Origin of the sequence: Mesorhizobium sp. M0910 (assembly GCF_040319465.1) — a bacterium.
GTDB lineage: Bacteria > Pseudomonadota > Alphaproteobacteria > Rhizobiales > Rhizobiaceae > Mesorhizobium.
In genome coordinates this window covers 188,163-205,072 of record NZ_JAMYNZ010000002.1, presented here as the reverse complement: position 1 = coordinate 205,072, position 16,910 = coordinate 188,163, and the positions used below count along the sequence as shown (strand labels likewise).

14 protein-coding genes, 1 tRNA gene and 1 pseudogene are annotated in these 16,910 nt (G+C 63.5%); 7 read left to right on the top strand and 9 right to left on the bottom strand.

The features are described 5' to 3' along the window. Nucleotides 1–14 precede the first annotated feature (14 nt). Both NKH78_RS04840 and NKH78_RS04835 read right to left on the bottom strand, forming a co-directional pair. Entirely contained in the window at nt 15–1,253 is a 1,239-nt protein-coding gene (locus tag NKH78_RS04840) for a M24 family metallopeptidase (RefSeq protein WP_352507382.1), read from the bottom strand. A gap of 188 nt (nt 1,254–1,441) precedes the next feature. Next, nucleotides 1,442–1,792 carry a hypothetical protein gene (locus NKH78_RS04835; RefSeq protein WP_352882131.1) on the bottom strand — a complete coding sequence of 117 codons (351 nt, stop codon included), beginning with the start codon at nt 1,790–1,792 and terminating at the stop codon, nt 1,442–1,444. Between the two features lie 398 nt (nt 1,793–2,190). Between NKH78_RS04835 and NKH78_RS04830 the strand changes: the two are divergent. Next, a pseudogene (locus NKH78_RS04830) lies at nt 2,191–3,062 on the top strand (ferritin-like domain-containing protein). Between the two features lie 141 nt (nt 3,063–3,203). On the opposite strand, the gene NKH78_RS04825 reads toward NKH78_RS04830, so the two are convergent. Next, nucleotides 3,204–3,278: transfer RNA gene (locus tag NKH78_RS04825), tRNA-Gly, on the bottom strand. A 232-nt stretch (nt 3,279–3,510) separates the two neighbouring features. Here NKH78_RS04825 and NKH78_RS04820 point away from each other — a divergent pair. The 4 genes from NKH78_RS04820 (at nt 3,511) to NKH78_RS04805 (ending at nt 6,262) form a co-directional block, all read left to right on the top strand. Next, nucleotides 3,511–4,008: a prolyl-tRNA synthetase associated domain-containing protein gene (locus NKH78_RS04820; RefSeq protein ID WP_254817917.1), complete on the top strand. Its 498-nt coding sequence runs from the start codon at nt 3,511–3,513 to the stop codon at nt 4,006–4,008. 102 nt (nt 4,009–4,110) lie between these two features. Continuing rightward, a complete protein-coding gene (trxA, locus tag NKH78_RS04815) occupies nt 4,111–5,103 on the top strand; it encodes a thioredoxin (RefSeq protein WP_352507381.1) in 993 nt (330 codons plus the stop codon). Between the two features lie 163 nt (nt 5,104–5,266). Then, a complete protein-coding gene (locus NKH78_RS04810; protein WP_023675985.1) occupies nt 5,267–5,938 on the top strand; it encodes an LON peptidase substrate-binding domain-containing protein in 672 nt (223 codons plus the stop codon). 84 nt (nt 5,939–6,022) lie between these two features. Continuing rightward, nucleotides 6,023–6,262, top strand: coding sequence for a Trm112 family protein (locus NKH78_RS04805; protein ID WP_352507380.1), 240 nt, complete (start codon nt 6,023–6,025; stop codon nt 6,260–6,262). Between the two features lie 31 nt (nt 6,263–6,293). Here NKH78_RS04805 and NKH78_RS04800 read toward each other — a convergent pair whose 3' ends face one another. The 4 genes from NKH78_RS04800 to NKH78_RS04785 form a co-directional block, all read right to left on the bottom strand. Then, a complete protein-coding gene (locus NKH78_RS04800) occupies nt 6,294–9,602 on the bottom strand; it encodes an error-prone DNA polymerase (RefSeq protein ID WP_352507379.1) in 3,309 nt (1,102 codons plus the stop codon). Further along, complete coding sequence (locus NKH78_RS04795) at nt 9,599–11,077, bottom strand: DUF6504 family protein (protein WP_352507378.1); 1,479 nt, start codon at nt 11,075–11,077, stop codon at nt 9,599–9,601. Before NKH78_RS04795 ends, NKH78_RS04800 begins: the two co-directional genes overlap by 4 nt. Continuing rightward, on the bottom strand, nt 11,010–12,092 hold the full coding sequence (locus NKH78_RS04790) for an ImuA family protein (protein ID WP_352507377.1): 1,083 nt from the start codon (nt 12,090–12,092) through the stop codon (nt 11,010–11,012). Before NKH78_RS04790 ends, NKH78_RS04795 begins: the two co-directional genes overlap by 68 nt. Nucleotides 12,093–12,263: 171 nt before the next feature. Continuing rightward, nucleotides 12,264–13,016, bottom strand: a complete 753-nt coding sequence (locus NKH78_RS04785; RefSeq protein ID WP_352507376.1) for a DUF3800 domain-containing protein — start codon at nt 13,014–13,016, stop codon at nt 12,264–12,266. Nucleotides 13,017–13,249: 233 nt separating this feature from the next. On the opposite strand from NKH78_RS04785, the gene NKH78_RS04780 reads away from it, so the two are divergent. Further along, nucleotides 13,250–13,672 carry a metallopeptidase family protein gene (locus tag NKH78_RS04780; protein WP_023680515.1) on the top strand — a complete coding sequence of 141 codons (423 nt, stop codon included), beginning with the start codon at nt 13,250–13,252 and terminating at the stop codon, nt 13,670–13,672. A 294-nt stretch (nt 13,673–13,966) separates the two neighbouring features. On the opposite strand, the gene NKH78_RS04775 is transcribed toward NKH78_RS04780, so the two are convergent. Both NKH78_RS04775 and NKH78_RS04770 read right to left on the bottom strand, forming a co-directional pair. Then, nucleotides 13,967–14,173: a DUF1737 domain-containing protein gene (locus NKH78_RS04775; protein WP_352470863.1), complete on the bottom strand. Its 207-nt coding sequence runs from the start codon at nt 14,171–14,173 to the stop codon at nt 13,967–13,969. Nucleotides 14,174–14,201: 28 nt separating this feature from the next. Further along, nucleotides 14,202–15,083 (bottom strand): HpcH/HpaI aldolase/citrate lyase family protein, encoded by an 882-nt coding sequence (locus NKH78_RS04770; RefSeq protein WP_352507375.1) that lies wholly within the window; start codon nt 15,081–15,083, stop codon nt 14,202–14,204. A gap of 278 nt (nt 15,084–15,361) precedes the next feature. On the opposite strand from NKH78_RS04770, the gene NKH78_RS04765 reads away from it, so the two are divergent. Next, nucleotides 15,362–16,906: a DUF4153 domain-containing protein gene (locus tag NKH78_RS04765; protein ID WP_352507374.1), complete on the top strand. Its 1,545-nt coding sequence runs from the start codon at nt 15,362–15,364 to the stop codon at nt 16,904–16,906. Nucleotides 16,907–16,910 lie beyond the last annotated feature (4 nt).

Genomic DNA, 16,910 nt, shown 5'->3' with positions numbered 1-16,910 from the left:
GGCGCCGGCTGGATTCAGCCGATAACCCCCAGACGTCTCGGCAGGCGGTTCATCGGCGACGGCCCGTTGGCGGTGATCAGGAACTGGTCCTCGAGATTGAAGCTGGCGAGACTGTCGATGTAGAGCGGAATCTCGAATGCCAGCACCATGCCGGGTTCGATCGCGACATCGCAGTCGGCCGAGATGAACGGCCATTGCTCGGAAAACACGGAATGGCCGACGCCGTGGCCGAAATGGCCGCGGCGATAGGAACGCAGGCCCTGGCGCGCCAGGCTGTCACTGGCGGCGCGATGCACGGCGGCCAACGGCTTTCCGGGCATAAGCGCGGCAAGCCCGTCGGCGAAGGCGCGTTCGGCTATCGCATGCAATTCGGCCTGTTCGGGCGACGGCGGCCCGAAGGTGAAATTCCGCGACATATCCGAGGCATAGCCGTTCACGCTGCACACCATGTCGGCCTTCAGCGGATCGCCGGCGGCGGCGACCGCGTCGGCGCCTTTTGGGCGAGCGCCCAGCGTGACGTATTCCGCCGTCGAGATTTGCTGCGACGACCCGCCGGCTACATCCGCGACGCCTTGCCGGTAAAGCGCGACCAGCTCAGACTGACGCATGCCGGCCGCTGCATGCTGCTGCAGCCGCGACAGGCCGGCCTCCGACAGGACGATGCCCTGCTGCAACAGGTCGATCTCGCTCTGCGACTTGATCGCCCGCAGCCGGTCGAGGATCGGCGAACCGTTGACCAGGGCAGTGCCCGGCAACATCGCCTGCATCGCGGAAAAATCGCTGGCCGAGACGAAATCCAGCTCGATGCCGAGCGTCGCACGCTCCAGCCCGAATTCTGCGAGGATCGTCTTCAGCTCGCGGACGGAGCGGGCAAGCTCGAAGGTCGCCGGACGTGAAAAACCGGGGGCGCGGCCAACCAGGCCGGCCTCGATGCGCTGCGCAACAGGCCGGTCGGCCGTCGCCGGCTCGAGCGACGCCGATTCGATCCAGATCGGATGCGTGCGTACCATGGCGCCGGCCATCGCCGCCGGGAGCTGGGCAGCCTGGAAATCCGCCACCACGACGCCGATCGGCAGGTTGCCTCGCTTGGGAATAACGACGAAACCGGCGCCGGCCCGCCGGAACAGGCCTGCCGGGCCGATCCAGGCACCGGTGGCATATTGGAACGCCTCGGGCTCGCAAAGCACCAGCGCCTCGATGCCGGCGCGCTGCATCAGGTCAGTCGCGCGCTCGCGGTCGACAAAGCCGGTCATGGGATCTCCTCGAATGCAATCGAAACCGACGCCGATGCGGCGGCGTTTGGCCTTAGCGTAGCTTCAGTGCCGCCGTGGAGCAGCTTTTTTCTGGAAGCGCTGTTCACCTTGAGAGTTCGTCGTCGGGAAACGAAAAAGCCGCGGCGAACCGCGGCTTTTCAACACAAAAAGCGGCTGCTTCGAAAGCTTTATTCGGTTTCGTCGGAAGTGTCGTCGGCAGTGTCTGCCGCGTCATCCGCGGTCTGCCTTGCCAGCGCTGCCTGCAAGGCCAACGTGGCCTGTGGCGAGGCCGGTGTCGTCGCAACGACCGCCGCTGCGTGAGCAACTCCGTGCGTCGACTTGTCCCTGGCCGCGGCGGAAGTGGCGGCTCCGTGTCCCTGCGAGCCGGCCCCGGCCGAGTTTCCGCCATTGCCGTTGCTGCCGCCATTGCCGTTGCCATTGCCATTGCCATTGCCATTGCCGCCGGGAGCAGCGAGTACCGGAGATGCGACAAGGGTGAGAGCGGCTACAGTCGCGAATAGACAGGTGCGCGTTTTCATAGTTCCTCCTTCGAGTCGCCCTCCCGCCAGGATGGGTTCCAAATGAAAAACGTCAGGACTTCCAATGTGAAAGCCGGCTGTTACCTAGCTTTGTTCAAATACAGTATTCTGCAAGATGGACCTTGGTCCGAAACCGGCACGCAAAAGTCCTGAATTTTATCGACAGCGTACTTCGGACGACCGCAACGGCTGGATTTTGCTGCCGTCAGATCCAGCGCCGCTACAGCGCATGTGCGTCGGCTGACATGAGGTTACAATCGAGGAAACCTCGGTGCTCGCCATCCGGCGAGATCATTTAAGGCGATTGAGGAACATTCCACAGTTCGTGAAGTTGGGAGCGCAGGCCCGCTTTTGAGGTGCCAAAATGTTTGATGCCGGCGGGCTTTTGGGAGGAAGCCATGATCCGCGTCACGCCTGCATTTCGTGTTTCACGCCGCCGCGCATTGCAGTTTGGCCTGGGAGCGACGCTCGCTTCGGCCACCGGGCTTGCCCCGGTTTCCCGCGCCTATGCGCAGGATGAGGTCAAAGACGAAGACATTTTCCGGTTCGCCCTCAATCTCAATATATGGAAGCCGAATATTACCTGCGCGGCACAACCGGAAAAGGGATCGATGACTCGGATGCCGGCCCGAAGGCCGGCGCTGTGGCTGGCGGCAAACAGGTTCGCTTTGACACGCCTGCAATCGGCGAGTTCATGCGTGAGGTCGCCGAAAACGAACTTGCCCATGTCAGGTTCTATCGCAAGACACTTGGAAGCGATGCCGTCGACCGGCCGGCAATCGATTTCGATGCGGGCTTTGCGGCGGTTGCCAAGGCGGCGGGGCTCGGAGCGGACTTCGATCCTTTCGGCAACCAGATGAACTTCGTGCTCGGCGGCATGCTGTTCGAGGATGTCGGCGTCACTGCCTATGCCGGCGCCGCGCCCCTTCTGAAAAACAAGGATTTCCAGGCCGCCGCCGCTGGCATTCTGGCCGTTGAGGCCTACCACATGGGGATGGCGCGATCGTCGCTTTACCGAATGGGCGAGGATGCCTGGAAGGCCGCCAATGCGGTTTCCGACGCCCGCGACAAGATCGATGGACCGGAAGACAAGGACCAGGGCATCCGAGTGGACGGCAAAGCCAATATCGTTCCATCGACCCCGGATGCAATCGCCTTCACGAGGACGCCGCAAGAAGTGCTTCGGATCGTCTATCTGACCGACCAGAAAGGCGTCAGCAAGGGCGGCTTCTACCCGAACGGAATGAACGGAACGCTCAAAAGCACCTGAGCGGTCTGCGGATGAATCTCGTGGCAAATGAACTTGCGCGCGCGGCCAGCCGATTCGGCGCGCTGCGCCCTGTTGGCGCGCAAAAACGAAAAAGCCGCGGCGGACCGCGGCTTTTCGATGCTTGATTTCCCTTGAGAGAAATGGAGCGGGTGAAGCGATTCGAACGCTCGACCCCAACCTTGGCAAGGTTGTGCTCTACCCCTGAGCTACACCCGCTCGCGCGGCTTTTGGGCCGCAAGCCGCGCCTATATGGCTGAAGAGCGCGGCGATTGCAACAGGGAATTCGCAGGCTTTTTTGCTTCGCCGGCAATGCGGAGAAGCGCTCCTCCGGACGTCGCAAGGCAATCACCCCCCGCGTTGCGCGACGGACTTGTCTTGGCCGCATCATTGGCCGTAAACGGCGTTAGCCAAACAAGCCGTTGAAAGCGGGCCACCAGAAGAAAGACCGATGCCGAAGACCGAAGCCGAACTTTTCGCCTTTCTTGCCGGACTCGGGATCGAGGTATCGACGCGGCGGCATCCGCCGCTGTTCACGGTCGCCGATTCGCAGGCGCTGCGCGGTGAGATTGCCGGCGGCCACACCAAGAACCTGTTCCTCAAGGACAAGAAGGACAATTTCTTCCTGGTCAGCGTCGACGAGGAGGCGGTGGTCGATCTCAAGCAGATCCACCATCTGATCGGCGCTGCGGGGCGCGTGTCTTTCGGCCGGCCGGAGATGCTGATGGAGCTTCTCGGCGTCGTCCCGGGCGCGGTCACGGTGTTCGGGCTGATCAACGACACCGAGCGAAGGGTCAAGGTCGTTTTGGACGAGAAGCTGATGAGCCATGCGGTGGTCAATGCCCACCCGCTGACCAATGAAGCGACGACTTCCATCGCTGCCGCGGACCTGGTCAAATTCGTCGAGGCAACCGGACATGATGCTGTTATCTTGAAAGTCTCGGCATGATCGCCACATGGGTGACTAAGACCGGGGTGACTGAAACCGGGTTCTAAAGAAGGATGTTGCGCCCGTCCCTTGGTCGGCGGCGCGACCGAAAGGCGACGAGAGATGAGCGATAGCAACCCCTTTGGCGGCCCATTTGGCAGCAATGGCCGCCAGTATGCCACCACCGTGCAATATGGCGGCACCGATGCCGCGCGTGAGAAGGTCGCGCTTGCGAAGGCGCCGGCCGACGTCATCAAGGACACAACGACCGCTGGATTTGCTGCAGACGTCATCCAGGAATCGCGTCGCCAGCCGGTGCTGGTCGATTTCTGGGCGCCGTGGTGCGGCCCCTGCAAGCAATTGACGCCGCTGCTGGAGAAGGCGGTGAAAGCCGCCGGCGGCAAGGTCAAGCTGGTCAAGATGAATATCGACGACCATCCGTCGATCGCCGGCCAGCTTGGCATCCAGTCGATACCGGCGGTCATTGCCTTCAAGGACGGCCAGCCGGTCGACGGCTTCATGGGCGCCATTCCCGAGAGCCAGATCACGCAATTCATCCAGAAGGTTGGCGGCAAGAACGGTGGCGCGCCGCAAGTGGCCGAAGCGCTGGCCGCGGCTGCCGAGGCGCGCGACGCCGGGGATGTGCAGACAGCGGCCGACATCTACGATGCCATCCTGGAACAGGCGCCGGAGACGATCGAGGCGATCGCCGGCTTGGGCGACCTGCTGTTCGAGGCCGGCGATGCCGAAGGTGCCGAGGCGGTGCTGGCGCGGGCGCCGGAAGCGAAGAAGGATGCGCCCCAGCTCGCCGCGCTGCGGGCCAAAATGGCGCTCGCCGCGCAAGCAGCAGTGCTCGGCAATCCGGCGGAACTGGAACGGCGGCTGGCCGAAAATCCCGGGGATCACCAGGCACGGTTCGAGCTTGCCATGATCCAGAACGGCAAGGGTGATCGCATGGCGGCGGCCGACAATCTGCTGGCGATCATCAAGGCAGACCGCTCGTGGAACGACGACGGCGCCAGAACCCAGTTGCTGCAGCTCTTCGAGGCATGGGGCATGACCGACGAAGCAACGCTGTCGGCACGGCGCAAATTGTCGTCGCTGCTGTTTTCCTGAGCCGGCGCAGACTGTTTTGTCGCGCGGGCTTGCGGTGGGCGGCAGCTGCGCCAGATTAGGTTTTCGGACGGCGTTCGATTTCAGGTTTCCGGTGTTGCGCCTTGTGCCGGCCGGGAGGAGACGGATTTGGTGCGCTTCCTGACAAAGCGATCGGAGGATTGAGGTGCAGGCGGGAAACGCGCATTACCGGCTCGCTGCGGACTTACCGTCGACCATGCCGATCTTTCCGCTTGAGGGCGCATTGCTGTTGCCGGGAGGCCGTATGCCGCTCAACATCTTCGAGCCGCGCTATCTGCAGATGGTCGACGAAGCGATCGCCGGGCCGCGGCTGATCGGCATGATCCAGCCCAGCCTCGACGGTGCGCTGCGTCCAGACGGCGAGCCGGAGCTCTGCAATGTCGGCTGTGCCGGGCGCATCATTGCGCTGTCCGAGAGCGGCGACGGCCGTTACCTGATTTCGCTGCAGGGCGTGTGCCGGTTCCGCATTGTTCAGGAACTCACGGTCAAGACGCCGTTCCGCCAGTGCCGGCTGGCACCTTTTCTCGCCGATCTCGACGAGGAGCAGGCAGACGCCGAGATCGACCGGCCGGCGCTGCTGAAAGCGTTTCGCGCCTATCTGCAGGCCAACGATCTGGAGGCCGACTGGGAGAGCGTCAGCCGCGCCGAAAACGCCATGCTGGTCAACGCACTGTCGATGATGGCACCCTACGGGCCGGCCGAGAAACAGGCGCTGCTCGAAGCGGCCGATCTGAAGACACGCGCCGAGACCCTGATCGCCATCACCGAAATGGCGCTGGCGCGCGACAATGAGGATTTCGGTTCGAGTTTGCAGTAGGTTGGCCCTCCTTCTCCCACAAGGGAGAAGGGGAGGCCACGCGCAAAAACCTGAAGCGGTCGCCTTGTGGAAAGGATGGATCGAATGGCGGATGGACGTGACGGGAACAGGACTGTCGATCCCAAGCTGCTGGAACTCTTGGCCTGCCCGCTGACCAAGGGGCCGCTTGCCTGGGATCCGGAGCGCGGCGAGCTTATCTCGCGGGTGGCAAAGCTTGCCTATCCGGTGCGGGACGGCATTCCGATCATGCTGCCCTCGGAGGCACGTACGATCACCATTGACGATGCCGTGCCCACGCCACCGCGCCTGGGCGGAACGGCCTGACGAAGAGAAGAGGCCAATAGCCAGCCATGTTCTACTGAAAATTGCGCCCTTTGGGCATGACCTTCTCTGCCTTTCCCAATAGTTCCGTTTGCGCGATGCTATCGGGCCGCTTCTCCTCGGGGCCGCTCGAAGGTTCATCCACAAGCCTTGCCTCCTCGAGCAGCACCGACAGCCACGGCGTCAGATCCTCGACCTTCTCGGCGACGATATGGATGACGTCCGATTCCGATTGCAGCTTGCCGGTGACGCGGATGAAACGCGCGCCCATGACGATGGGGCGGAAGCGGTTGAAGGTTCTTTCCCAGAAAATGATATTGGCGACCGCATTCTCGTCTTCCAGCGTCAGGAAAATCGCCTTGCCATTGCCCGGCCGCTGCCGCACCAGCACGAGGCCGGCGACCGAAACGCGGCGGCCGTCCCGCACCTGGCCGAGCCGCGCATTGGGCGTGACGCCGGACCGATCCAGCCTTTGACGCAGGAAGGCGACCGGGTGCGCCTTCAGCGACAGGCCGAGCGAGCGGTAGTCGTGGACGACGTGCTCGCCGAGCGGCATTGCCGGGAGCCGGGTTTCAGGCTCGAGATCGCGCAAGCGGATCGCCGGCTGATCGAACAGCGGCAGCTTTTCGGCGGCACTCTTGCCGTCGAGCGCGCGGACCGCCCATAGAGCGTCGCGGCGGTTCAATCCAAGCGAGCGGAAAGCGTCGGCCTGTGCCAGTTTTTCGATCTCGTCGACGTTGAGGCCCGAGCGCAGCCAGACATCGCGCACGGATGCGTAGCCGTCGCCGCGTCGCAGCACAAAGGTCTCCATGCGCTCCTTCGACAGGCCCTTGACCTGGCGAAAACCCAGCCGGACGGCATGGCTGGTCCGGATGACGCCGCGCATCTGGGCATGGCGGTCAAGGATACGATCCGGATCGAAAGGCGATTTCTCCAAGGCGCAATCCCAGCCGGAAAAATTGACGTCGACGTCGCGGATCTCGACGCCGTGGTCATGCGCGTCGCGGACAAGCTGAGCCGGCTGGTAAAACCCCATCGGCTGGGAATTGAGGATCGCGGCACAGAACACGTCGGGATAGAAGGTCTTGAACCAGCAGGAGGCATAGACCAGCAGGGCGAAGGAGGCGGCGTGGCTTTCGGGAAAGCCGTATTCGCCAAAGCCTTCGATCTGTTTGAAGCAGCGCTCGGCGAAGTCTTTTTCGTAGCCCTTGGCGACCATGCCGTCGACCATTCTCTTGCGGTAATTGCCGATCGTGCCGGTGCGCTTGAACGTCGCCATGGCGCGGCGCAGTTCATCGGCCTCGCCCGGCCTGAAGCCGCCGGCGACGATGGCGATCTTCATCGCCTGCTCCTGGAACAACGGCACGCCCAGCGTCCTGCCGAGGATTTTTTCCAGTTCCGGCTTGGGGTATTCGGGTTTTTCCTTGCCTTGCCGGCGGCGCAGATAGGGATGGACCATGTCGCCCTGGATCGGGCCGGGCCGCACGATCGCCACCTCGATGACGAGATCGTAAAAGTTTTTCGGCCGCAGCCGCGGCAGCATCGACATCTGCGCGCGGGATTCGATCTGGAAGACGCCGATCGTGTCGGCGCGGCAGATCATGTCGTAGACACGCTTGTCCTCGGCAGGCAGAGTGGCCAGCACATAGGGTTGGCCGTAATCGTCCCGCGCCTCCGGATAATGATCCCGGAGCAGGGTGAAGGCGCGCTGCAGGCAGGTCAGCATGCCGAGCGCCAGCACGTCCACTTTAAGGATTTTCACCGCGTCGAGGTCGTCCTTGTCCCACTCGACCATCTTGCGCTCGTCCATCGCCGTCTTGACGATGGGCACGATCTCGTCGAGCCGGTCCCTGGTGATGACAAAACCGCCGACATGCTGCGACAAATGACGGGGAAAGCCCATGATCTCGTTGGCGCATTCGATCACGTGCCTTGTCGATGGATCGGTCTGATCGAGGCCGCCGGCTTTTGTCTCCTTTTCGCCGAGTTCCGAGGTCGACCAGCCCCAGATCGAACTGGACAGCGCGCTGCGGACGTCGTCCGACAGGCCCATCGCCTTGGCCACTTCGCGCATCGCCGAGCGGCCCCGGTAGCTGACGACGGCAGCGGCCAGCGCGGTGCGCTTGGTACTGTATTTGGAATAGATGTACTGGATGACCTCCTCGCGCTTTTCATGCTCGAAATCGACGTCGATGTCGGGCGGTTCGTTTCTTTCCTCGGAAATGAAGCGCTCGAAAAGCGTGTCGATCTTGTCCGGGCCAACTTCGGTGATGCCGATGCAGAAGCAGACGATCGAGTTGGCGGCGGAGCCGCGCCCCTGGCAGAGAATGTTCTGGCTGCGGGCGAATTTGACGATGTCGTGGACAGTCAGGAAATAGCGCGCGTAGTTCAGGCGCTCGATCAGGGCGAGCTCCTCCTCGATGCGTTGCGTCACAAAAGCGGGCACGCCCGAGGGGTAGCGGATGGCGGCCCCCTCCTTGGCCAGCCTTTCCAGCTCGGCCTGCGGCCCGAGGCCCGATTCCGTCGGCTCGTCGGGATAGTTGTATTGCAGATCACTGAGCGAGAAGGTCAGCTCGCCGGCAAAACGCAGCGTTTCCGCCAGCGCTTGCGGATGCCTGCGGAAAAGCCGTGCCATCTCCAGCGGCGGCTTTAAGTGACGCTCGGCATTGGCCGCCAGCTCCAGCCCCACCTCGGCGACGGGCACATTGAGGCGGATCGCCGTCAGCACGTCCTGCAGCGGGCGCCGTTCCGACGTATGGTAGAGCACGTCGTTGGTGGCCATCAGCGGGATGCCGGCCAGCTCGGCCATCGCCGCCGCCTGCTCGATACGGAAGCGGTCGTTACCGCGGTAATCCGGCGAAACCGCCAGCCTCAGGTTTTCGCCGAAGCGATCCCTGAGCCGGCTAATCAGTTCGAGGCCAGCTTCCGCGTCCGCCGACAGATCCGGCAGTATGGCCAGCGACAGGAGATCGCCCCATTCGAGAAGATCGCTCTGTTTGAGAAGCGCTGCGCCCTTTTCGTTCTCGTCGCGCAGATTGGCCTGCGTCAGCATGCGGCACAGATGACCCCAGCCCTTGCGGTCCTGCGGGTAGGCGAGGATGTCCGGCGTGCCGTCGCAAAAAACCAGGCGGCAGCCGGGATGATAGGAAACACCCTCAACCTTGGCCTGCTGCCAGGCGCGCACCACGCCCGCCACCGTGTTTCGGTCGGCGAGACCGATCGCCGAAAACCCCAGGAATTTTGCCGCGACCACCAGCTCCTCCGGTTTCGAGGCACCGCGCAGGAACGAGAAGTTCGACTGAATGCCGAATTCGGCATAGGGGATGGCCGTCAGCGCATTCATGCGAAGATCCCATGCATGAACCAGCGCGGCGGGACTTGAGAGGCGCCGTAAAGGCCCTGGCGATAGAGCCAGTAACGGCGGCCGTCGGCATCCTCGATGCGGAAATAATCCCGGGTCGGGGCATCTTCTCGTCCCGCCGCCCCTCGCCACCATTCCGGCGCGATGCGCTCCGGCCCTTCGGCGCGCGCGACCCGGTAGAGCGCGCGCCGCCAGCGGAAGTTCAAAGGCGGGCCTTCCGGCATTTCGGTGGCCGGCACCTCGATCGGCTCGGGCGCACGGAAAAGCCGGATCGGCCGTTCCGGCTGGAAGACGGTCGTGGGAGCGTCCTTCGCCTTGTCCGGCTGCTTCGGCGGCGAGGTTCTCTGCGGCACTTCCGCGAAGGGAAGGGTGGCGACGGCGCGCTCCGGCAGATGGCTCTCGACGGCGACCGGTTTCAAGACCGCACCTTCGCCGAGCCGGGCGCGGATGCGGTCGGCAAAAAGCGCGATATCGGCACCGTCGTCGCTCGTCTCGCCGGCAAGGTCGGCCTGCTGCATGTCGAAGGCGGCGGCGGTCAGCACCGAAAGGCGCACGAGATCGAAGCCATAGCCGGCGTCGATATCCTGTTCGAGCGCGGCAAGCCTTTCGTGGAACAATTTCTGGATCAGCCGCGGCTCGCGCAGAGGCCGCGAGGTGCCGACGGCGATGCGGCTGACGCCGCCATCGACGCGGAAAAGCAGCAGCGCCAGCCGCCTTGCGCCCTCGCCGCGACGCTCGAGGTCGCTCTTCAAGGTGGTCGCCAGCATGCCGGTCAGCCGCTCGATGTCCTCGGTCAGCATGATCGGCTCGGCAAGGTGACGCTCGACCGAAAGCGGTGCGACCGGCAGGCGCGGCGACACGGCCTCCTCGAGGCGGCCAAGCGCCTGGTCGAGACGCAAGAGCAGCGATGCGCCGAAGCGGCGGGCCAGCGGCGCGCGCGGTGCCGCCATGACGGCGCCCGCCGTGCGCAGGCCGACGCTTTCGAGGCTGGCGCGTACCTCCGGGTCGATGCGCAGCGCCGCCAGCGGCAAGGGCGCGAGAAGCGCTTCCTCCTTACCATCGGGCACGATGCGGTCGCCAGCAAACCGCGCCGCCGCCCAGGCAGCCCCAGGCGTGGCGGCAAGCCCGGCGCGGACATCGAAGCCCTGATGGAAAAAACGCGACAGGATATCGTCCAGCATCGAGCGTTCGCCGCCGAAAAGATGGGTGCAGCCGGTGACGTCGAGATAGAGGCCGTCGGTCCCGTCAAGCGCCACCAGCGGGGTATAGCGGTCGCACCAGTCGGCGAGGCCTTCGAGCAGGCGCCGGTCGGCCTCCGGATCGGCCTCCACGATGTCGATCGAGGGATGCATGGCGCGTGCGTCGGCTATGCCCATGCCGCGCTTCAGATTAAGCGCCTCGGCCCGCTCGTCGAGGGCGGCGATGCGCTGGGCGTTCCGGTCGCGGTGACTGATCACCAGCGGCAGGTGATCCGACGGCCGGGAACGCCAGGACCGCCCCAGACGCTGCCGCAGGATTCTCTCGGCGGCGAGATGCGGAAACCACAGGGATAGGATTCTTTGGCCGTTCTGGGGCCCATTCCTGAGACCTTCCTTGCTCGCCCCGTCTTTCTTCGAATATGCGTTCATCGGGGTTCCACTCCAGTGTGAATTTTCCGGGCAAGGCCGTGCGGCTCTTGCCGATGGCGACGGTGAAGGCGGGCCGGCCGATCGAGCCGGCGAGCGGCCCGGCAAGCGTCTTACGCGTTGCCGCCGGTGCCGCCGACAGGATGAGGCGGACGGGCGCTGCCGTCGGTTCGGGCTCGCCGGCCTGGCGCAGCAGGAACAGCGGCCGGCCCGCACTCTGCGCGCGGGCGTGCAGCCGCCGCGTCGCGGTGAGGTCAAGCCGCTGCGGGCTGCCGCGGATTTCGAGGATGACGGCGGCCAGCGCCGTCATCCGGGCAGCCTCCTCGGCGATCCACAGCGCATCGAGCAGCCTTGGCGCCTCGGAAAACAGCAATTGCTCCGGCTCGATGCCGAAGAAGGCGTGAAGCCCCCTGGCATAGGGAAAGCCGGCCTCGCGGAAAACCTCTGATGTGCCGATCCACAGCACCGGCAATCGCGGCCCCTGGCTTAGGATCAGGCTGACGAGCGACAAGGCAAAACCGGCAACGACCCCGGCATCGCGGGTCGCGGCGCCATGAAACTCGCTCACCGCCGCCTTCGGCAGGCCGCCGCTCAGCGCAGCATCGAGGCGCTCGGCGCCGGTGCGCAAAAACGCATCGGGCGGCGCCACGGCGAGGCCGCGCCGGACAATGGTCAGATTCCGAGCGGGTGTCGGATGCCGAGAGGGTGTCAGACTCTGACGAGGGACATCCGCGTCAAACGACGAACTGGCCGGCGCCTCCAGGCGCTCGGGCAAGGTCCCTTCGATCTTCGCGATCTGGCGGCGCAGGGCAAAAACAGTCTCCCGCGCCACGGCGCTTGTCGCCATGACGGTCAGCTTCCACTCACAATTGTTCCCGTTATGTTCCTATAGATTCCAGAGGCCGCCCGAAGAGTCAAGCGGAGTCATGGGGAATTTATTCCCAGAAAGAGCAATCCGAGCTTTTCAAGGAAACCGCTCGGGAGCCTGGGGTTGATAAAAAGGGGGCGGCTTTTGACTCTAGCCTGAAGCCAATTCTGAAGCGACGCGTCTCAAATATTGGGCGGTAAAGTCGGCGATTTGATCGACTTCTTCATCGTCATATTTGCGAAAGCTAAAGCGGCTGAAGCTAGGGTCGATAGCTTGGAGGGTTTTTCGTAGGGGACCGCGAAAATTCCTCATTTGATGGTTCCCCTCATATGCCAATACGTCTGCGCATTGAAGCGGTGGGTGCCTAGTTTTTGAGCCGAAATTGAAAGTCGCCGATTTTCCCGGAAAATGCCGCTGGACTTGCTGGAACGCCTCAGTCGCCGCCGCGCTGTACTGGTTGGCTTCATGGACGAATGCGATGTTATCGTGGCCTTCCGATGCGAGTTTCTCCCACGTGCTGCGAAGGGCCCATTGCAGGCAGATGTAGTACCAGCCGCGTACCATGTCTTCCGGCTTGATGGCTAAGCTATGTTTGTGAGCCAAGACCTCGCTCAGTTTCCGCCTGTCGACGGCGGCGATAATGCCCCGAATGTAGTGGTTTTTGACTACCGGCAGGATGCGCTTGACGTGTCTATCTCGCTCTTCACGGGTCCACCCTTCGTACTCCCCATGCCTGTTATGGCAATCGACCGAGTGGTGAATTTTTATCGGCGCCTTCGCCACGATCCACTCGAGGGTCCAGATCTGCCAGTCTTCTTTTGAAGCCCAAACGGCGGATACGGAAAGAATTTGCGAGTCATGGTCAGTGCCAGATTCGTCTAGGTAGACCTCAATCACGACCACCAAACCTTCCCGAGGGGCAAGAAAGGTGTCGCGGAACTCTAGGACGCGCCTTCCACCATTTCCGTCGACTCATCGGCTCGAAATTTGTTCAGCACGGTACCACCTCCTCAGTGCGTACGCGAATTACGACACGCTGAATTTATTCCTGCTTATGATCCTGGGGCAAAGGCGGCAGCCCGACCATTTGCCGAGTTCGGCCTGAAAGCCTATATGCCGGGATCAAAGGACAAAGCATGGCTCGCATCTACCAAACACGCATCTGGCACGACCAGCTTTCGCCAACGATGGAGGAAATCGAGCTCCTGGCGCTGGAGGCCTATGCCCATCTGCCGGAGGACTTTCGCAAGTTGACCGGCGAGATCGTCATTCAGATCGCCGAATTCCCGACCGACGAGATCATGGACGACCTTTCGCTGGAAACGCCCTTCGACCTGCTCGGCCTGTTCGAGGGGCGCGGCATCGCCGAGCGCTGGAATCCGCAGACCGGCGAGGGGCCGAACCGCATCACCCTCTATCGTCGCGCCATCCTCGACTACTGGGCCGAGAACGAGGAAACGCTGGGCGACATCGTCACCCATGTGCTGATCCACGAGATCGGCCACCATTTCGGCCTGTCGGACGACGATATGGAGAAGATCGAAGAGGCAGCGGAGTGAGCGACCCCGCTCCTCGTCATCCTGGGGCGGAGCAAGGAGCGAAGCGACGCGGCGCAGACCCCAGGATCCATGCCGTGATAGTGATGCAGTGCGCCGGCGGTGCAGAACCGAACGCTCATCATCCCGTTCTGGGTAACGGGGCTATCCCGATCGGTGGTAGATCACACTAGACTAATCCTGATCCGCCGTGCCCTTCGGCAGAGGTAACGGCATGGATCCTAGGGTACTCCGCGACGTCGCTTCGCGACTGCTACGCCCTAGGATGACGAAGGACGAGCGCTTCAGCGAACCTCCCTACCAATCGCTGAGCTTGGTGTCGGGGCCGTATTCCTGGCCCTCGATGTCCTTCACCACGGCCTGGCCGCAGCGCATGGTCTTGGCTTCCTGGTCATAGGCATAGGTCGGCGAGCCGAACAGGTGCCAGCCCTTGTTCAACGCCGCCGTCACCTTGTGGCAGAAGCTGGAATCGTCCGGACCGGACAGAAAACGGTAGAGTTTCATTCTTCAATCCTGTCGTCAGTTGCGTTAGTCATGCGCGAACAGCGGCGGCCTTCGCCAGCAGTTTTTCGGCCTGCGCCAGATGCAGCCGCTCGACCATCTTGCCGTTCAGCGCAACTACCGCCCTACCGGTATTTTGGGCGAGCGCGAAGGCATCCTTGACCGCGCGCGCTTCGGCTATTGCTTCGGGCGACGGTGCAAAGGCGCGGTTCGCGGCTTCGATCTGAGCCGGATGGATCAGCGACTTGCCGTCAAAACCCATGGCGGCCGCTTCCGTGCACTCGCGCGCAAACCCGTCCATATCGCGAAAATCATTGAAGACACCATCGAGCAGGTCGAGGCCGCCGGCGCGCGCGGCGAGCACCATCTGCATCAGCCATGGAACGAGATAGCGCCGATCGGGCGTGGCGAGAATGCCGGTGTCCTTGACCAGGTCGTTCGTTCCGGCAACGAAACAAACCAGTCGAGAGGCCGGGTCGCGGCCGAGCTCAGCGATCGGCCCGATATTGAGCAGCGCCCTGGGCGTCTCGATCATCGCCCATAGCTTGACTTCGTCGGCGATAAAATTGTCGTCGAGCACGTCGCCGGCCTCGAGAATGTCGCGCGGCGTGTCGACCTTGGGCAGCAGGATGGCGTCGGGCGAGCATTTTGCCGCGGCCAGCAGGTCGGCGCCGCCCCACTCGCTCGACAGCGCGTTGATGCGCACGACCATCTCGCAGCGCCGGTTGGAATGGCCGGCGAAAATCGCCACCAGCTTTTCGCGCGCGGAAGGCTTGTCGGCCGGGGCGACGGCGTCCTCGAGATCGATGACGACGGTATCGCAGGCCAGCGATTGGATCTTGGCCAGCGCCTTGTCGTTCGAAGCCGGGACGTAAAGCACCGAGCGGCGCGGGCGGTAGCTTTCGGTGGTCATCTCCGATCTATGCCGTCTGCAGCCGGCCGAGGCAAGCCGTGCATAAAAACTGCACGCAACTTCGGAAAATCTCCTCGTCTCCGCCCCGCTTGCCACCCGACCGGATGCGACAAGGGCGGCATGCAAGAGCAAACGAACTCCCGTTGGTCCCTGCCGTACCGGCTTCGCCGCGAAAGCTGGTGGCTCGTCGATCCGCCCCGGACTTCGGTAAACCTCCTCCCTTTCGTCCGGAAATCCCCGCCCACCGGCCGCATCAAAGCCGCCGAGAAAGCCCGATCATGATAGTATTCCTCCCGGCGGCGCCGAGCTATTGCAACCGCTTCGGCGTTGCCGTCCTGCTCGTCGCGCTGGCCGATTTTTTCTTCTATGGCCAACCGGCGGGCATCACGCTTTTCCTGTTCGGCGTTGCGATTGCCGCGGCGAGCATGGCTCTCCATCCTCTCGGCTCCTTCAACGATGGCAAATTCTGGTTCAAGCCGGTTGCGCTGCTCATGGCGCTGCTGCCGCTTGTGGAAAATGTCAGCGCACTGTCCGTCTCGATCGCGCTGGCGGGGCTGGCCATCTTCGCGCTTTCACTGGCCGGACGGTTGCGGCGCGGCCTTGCCCGTATTGCCGGCCAACTCTCGCTGTTCCTGCTTGCAACGCCATTTCGGCTCGTCCTTGATTTCTTCCGCTGGCGCACGGCGGCGCGGCGGCTTGGCCGGCGGCGCGTGCGCCTTGCGGCGATCGCCGTCTGGGTCATGCCGCTGGGCCTCGGCGCAGTGTTCCTCGCGCTGTTCGGCGCCGCCAATCCGGTCATTGAATATTGGTTCTCGCTGATCGACCTGATGGCACTGCTCGACCTCGTCCAGCTGCCACGTCTCGCCTTCTGGCTGTTCGTGCTTGCCTGCGTCTGGGCATTTCTGCAGCCGCGCCTGCCGCGCTTTCTCCGCCGCCGCAGGGTGTCGCCAGCCAGCGCACCGGCGACGCCGGCCACCAGGACCACCATCGAGGACATCGTCTTCGGCAAGGCCGCTATCCTCCGCGCGCTCGTCGTCTTCAACATCCTGTTCGCGGTGCAGAGCGCACTCGACGCCACCTATCTGTGGGGCGGCATCGCGCTTCCAGACCGGCTGACCTATGCCGCCTACGCGCATCGCGGCGCCTATCCGCTGATCGTCACGGCGCTGCTGGCCGCCGGCTTCGTGCTGGCGGCGCTGCGGCCGGGAAGTGCGACCTCCGGCGATCCGCTCATCCGCCGGCTGGTTTATGCCTGGGTGGCGCAGAACATCCTCCTGGTGGTCTCGTCGATCCTGCGGCTCGATCTCTATGTCGGTATCTATGCGCTGACCTATTGGCGTGTCGCTGCGTTCGTCTGGATGGGGCTGGTGGCGGCGGGCCTTGTCCTGATCATAGCCCGCATCGCGCGCGAAAAGTCCAACGAATGGCTGTTTGCCGCCAATCTTCTGACGCTATCGGCGACGCTCTATGCCTGCTCGTTCATCAACTTTGCCGCGCTGATCGCCAACTACAATGTCGACCATTGCTTCGAAATGACCGGCCAAGGCACCCAGCTCGACGTCTGGTACCTGCGCTCGCTCGGGCCCGGCGCCTTGCCAGCGCTCGATCGCTTCGTCCAGCACCAGAGCAGGACGGTTTCCGCGGAGGATGCCTCCATCCGCGAACTCGCCGGCTGGTATGCACAGGACGAAGCACGCTTCCGCGCCGGCCAGGAAAACTGGCGGGGCTGGAGCTTTCGTGACTGGCGGCTCAACCGCGCCCTCGACAGGCGTGGCCCGTTCGTGGTTCCTCCGATGTCCGAACCCTTCATGCCGGGCCGCTGATTTG

Coding starts and splice junctions, on each gene's coding strand:
- NKH78_RS04840 (WP_352507382.1), bottom strand. CDS start 1,253: ATGACCGGCTTTGTCGACCGCGAGCGCGCGACTGACCTGATGCAGCGC.
- NKH78_RS04835 (WP_352882131.1), bottom strand. CDS start 1,792: ATGAAAACGCGCACCTGTCTATTCGCGACTGTAGCCGCTCTCACCCTT.
- NKH78_RS04820 (WP_254817917.1), top strand. CDS start 3,511: ATGCCGAAGACCGAAGCCGAACTTTTCGCCTTTCTTGCCGGACTCGGG.
- trxA (WP_352507381.1), top strand. CDS start 4,111: ATGAGCGATAGCAACCCCTTTGGCGGCCCATTTGGCAGCAATGGCCGC.
- NKH78_RS04805 (WP_352507380.1), top strand. CDS start 6,023: ATGGCGGATGGACGTGACGGGAACAGGACTGTCGATCCCAAGCTGCTG.
- NKH78_RS04800 (WP_352507379.1), bottom strand. CDS start 9,602: ATGAATGCGCTGACGGCCATCCCCTATGCCGAATTCGGCATTCAGTCG.
- NKH78_RS04790 (WP_352507377.1), bottom strand. CDS start 12,092: ATGGCGACAAGCGCCGTGGCGCGGGAGACTGTTTTTGCCCTGCGCCGC.
- NKH78_RS04780 (WP_023680515.1), top strand. CDS start 13,250: ATGGCTCGCATCTACCAAACACGCATCTGGCACGACCAGCTTTCGCCA.
- NKH78_RS04775 (WP_352470863.1), bottom strand. CDS start 14,173: ATGAAACTCTACCGTTTTCTGTCCGGTCCGGACGATTCCAGCTTCTGC.
- NKH78_RS04770 (WP_352507375.1), bottom strand. CDS start 15,083: ATGACCACCGAAAGCTACCGCCCGCGCCGCTCGGTGCTTTACGTCCCG.
- NKH78_RS04765 (WP_352507374.1), top strand. CDS start 15,362: ATGATAGTATTCCTCCCGGCGGCGCCGAGCTATTGCAACCGCTTCGGC.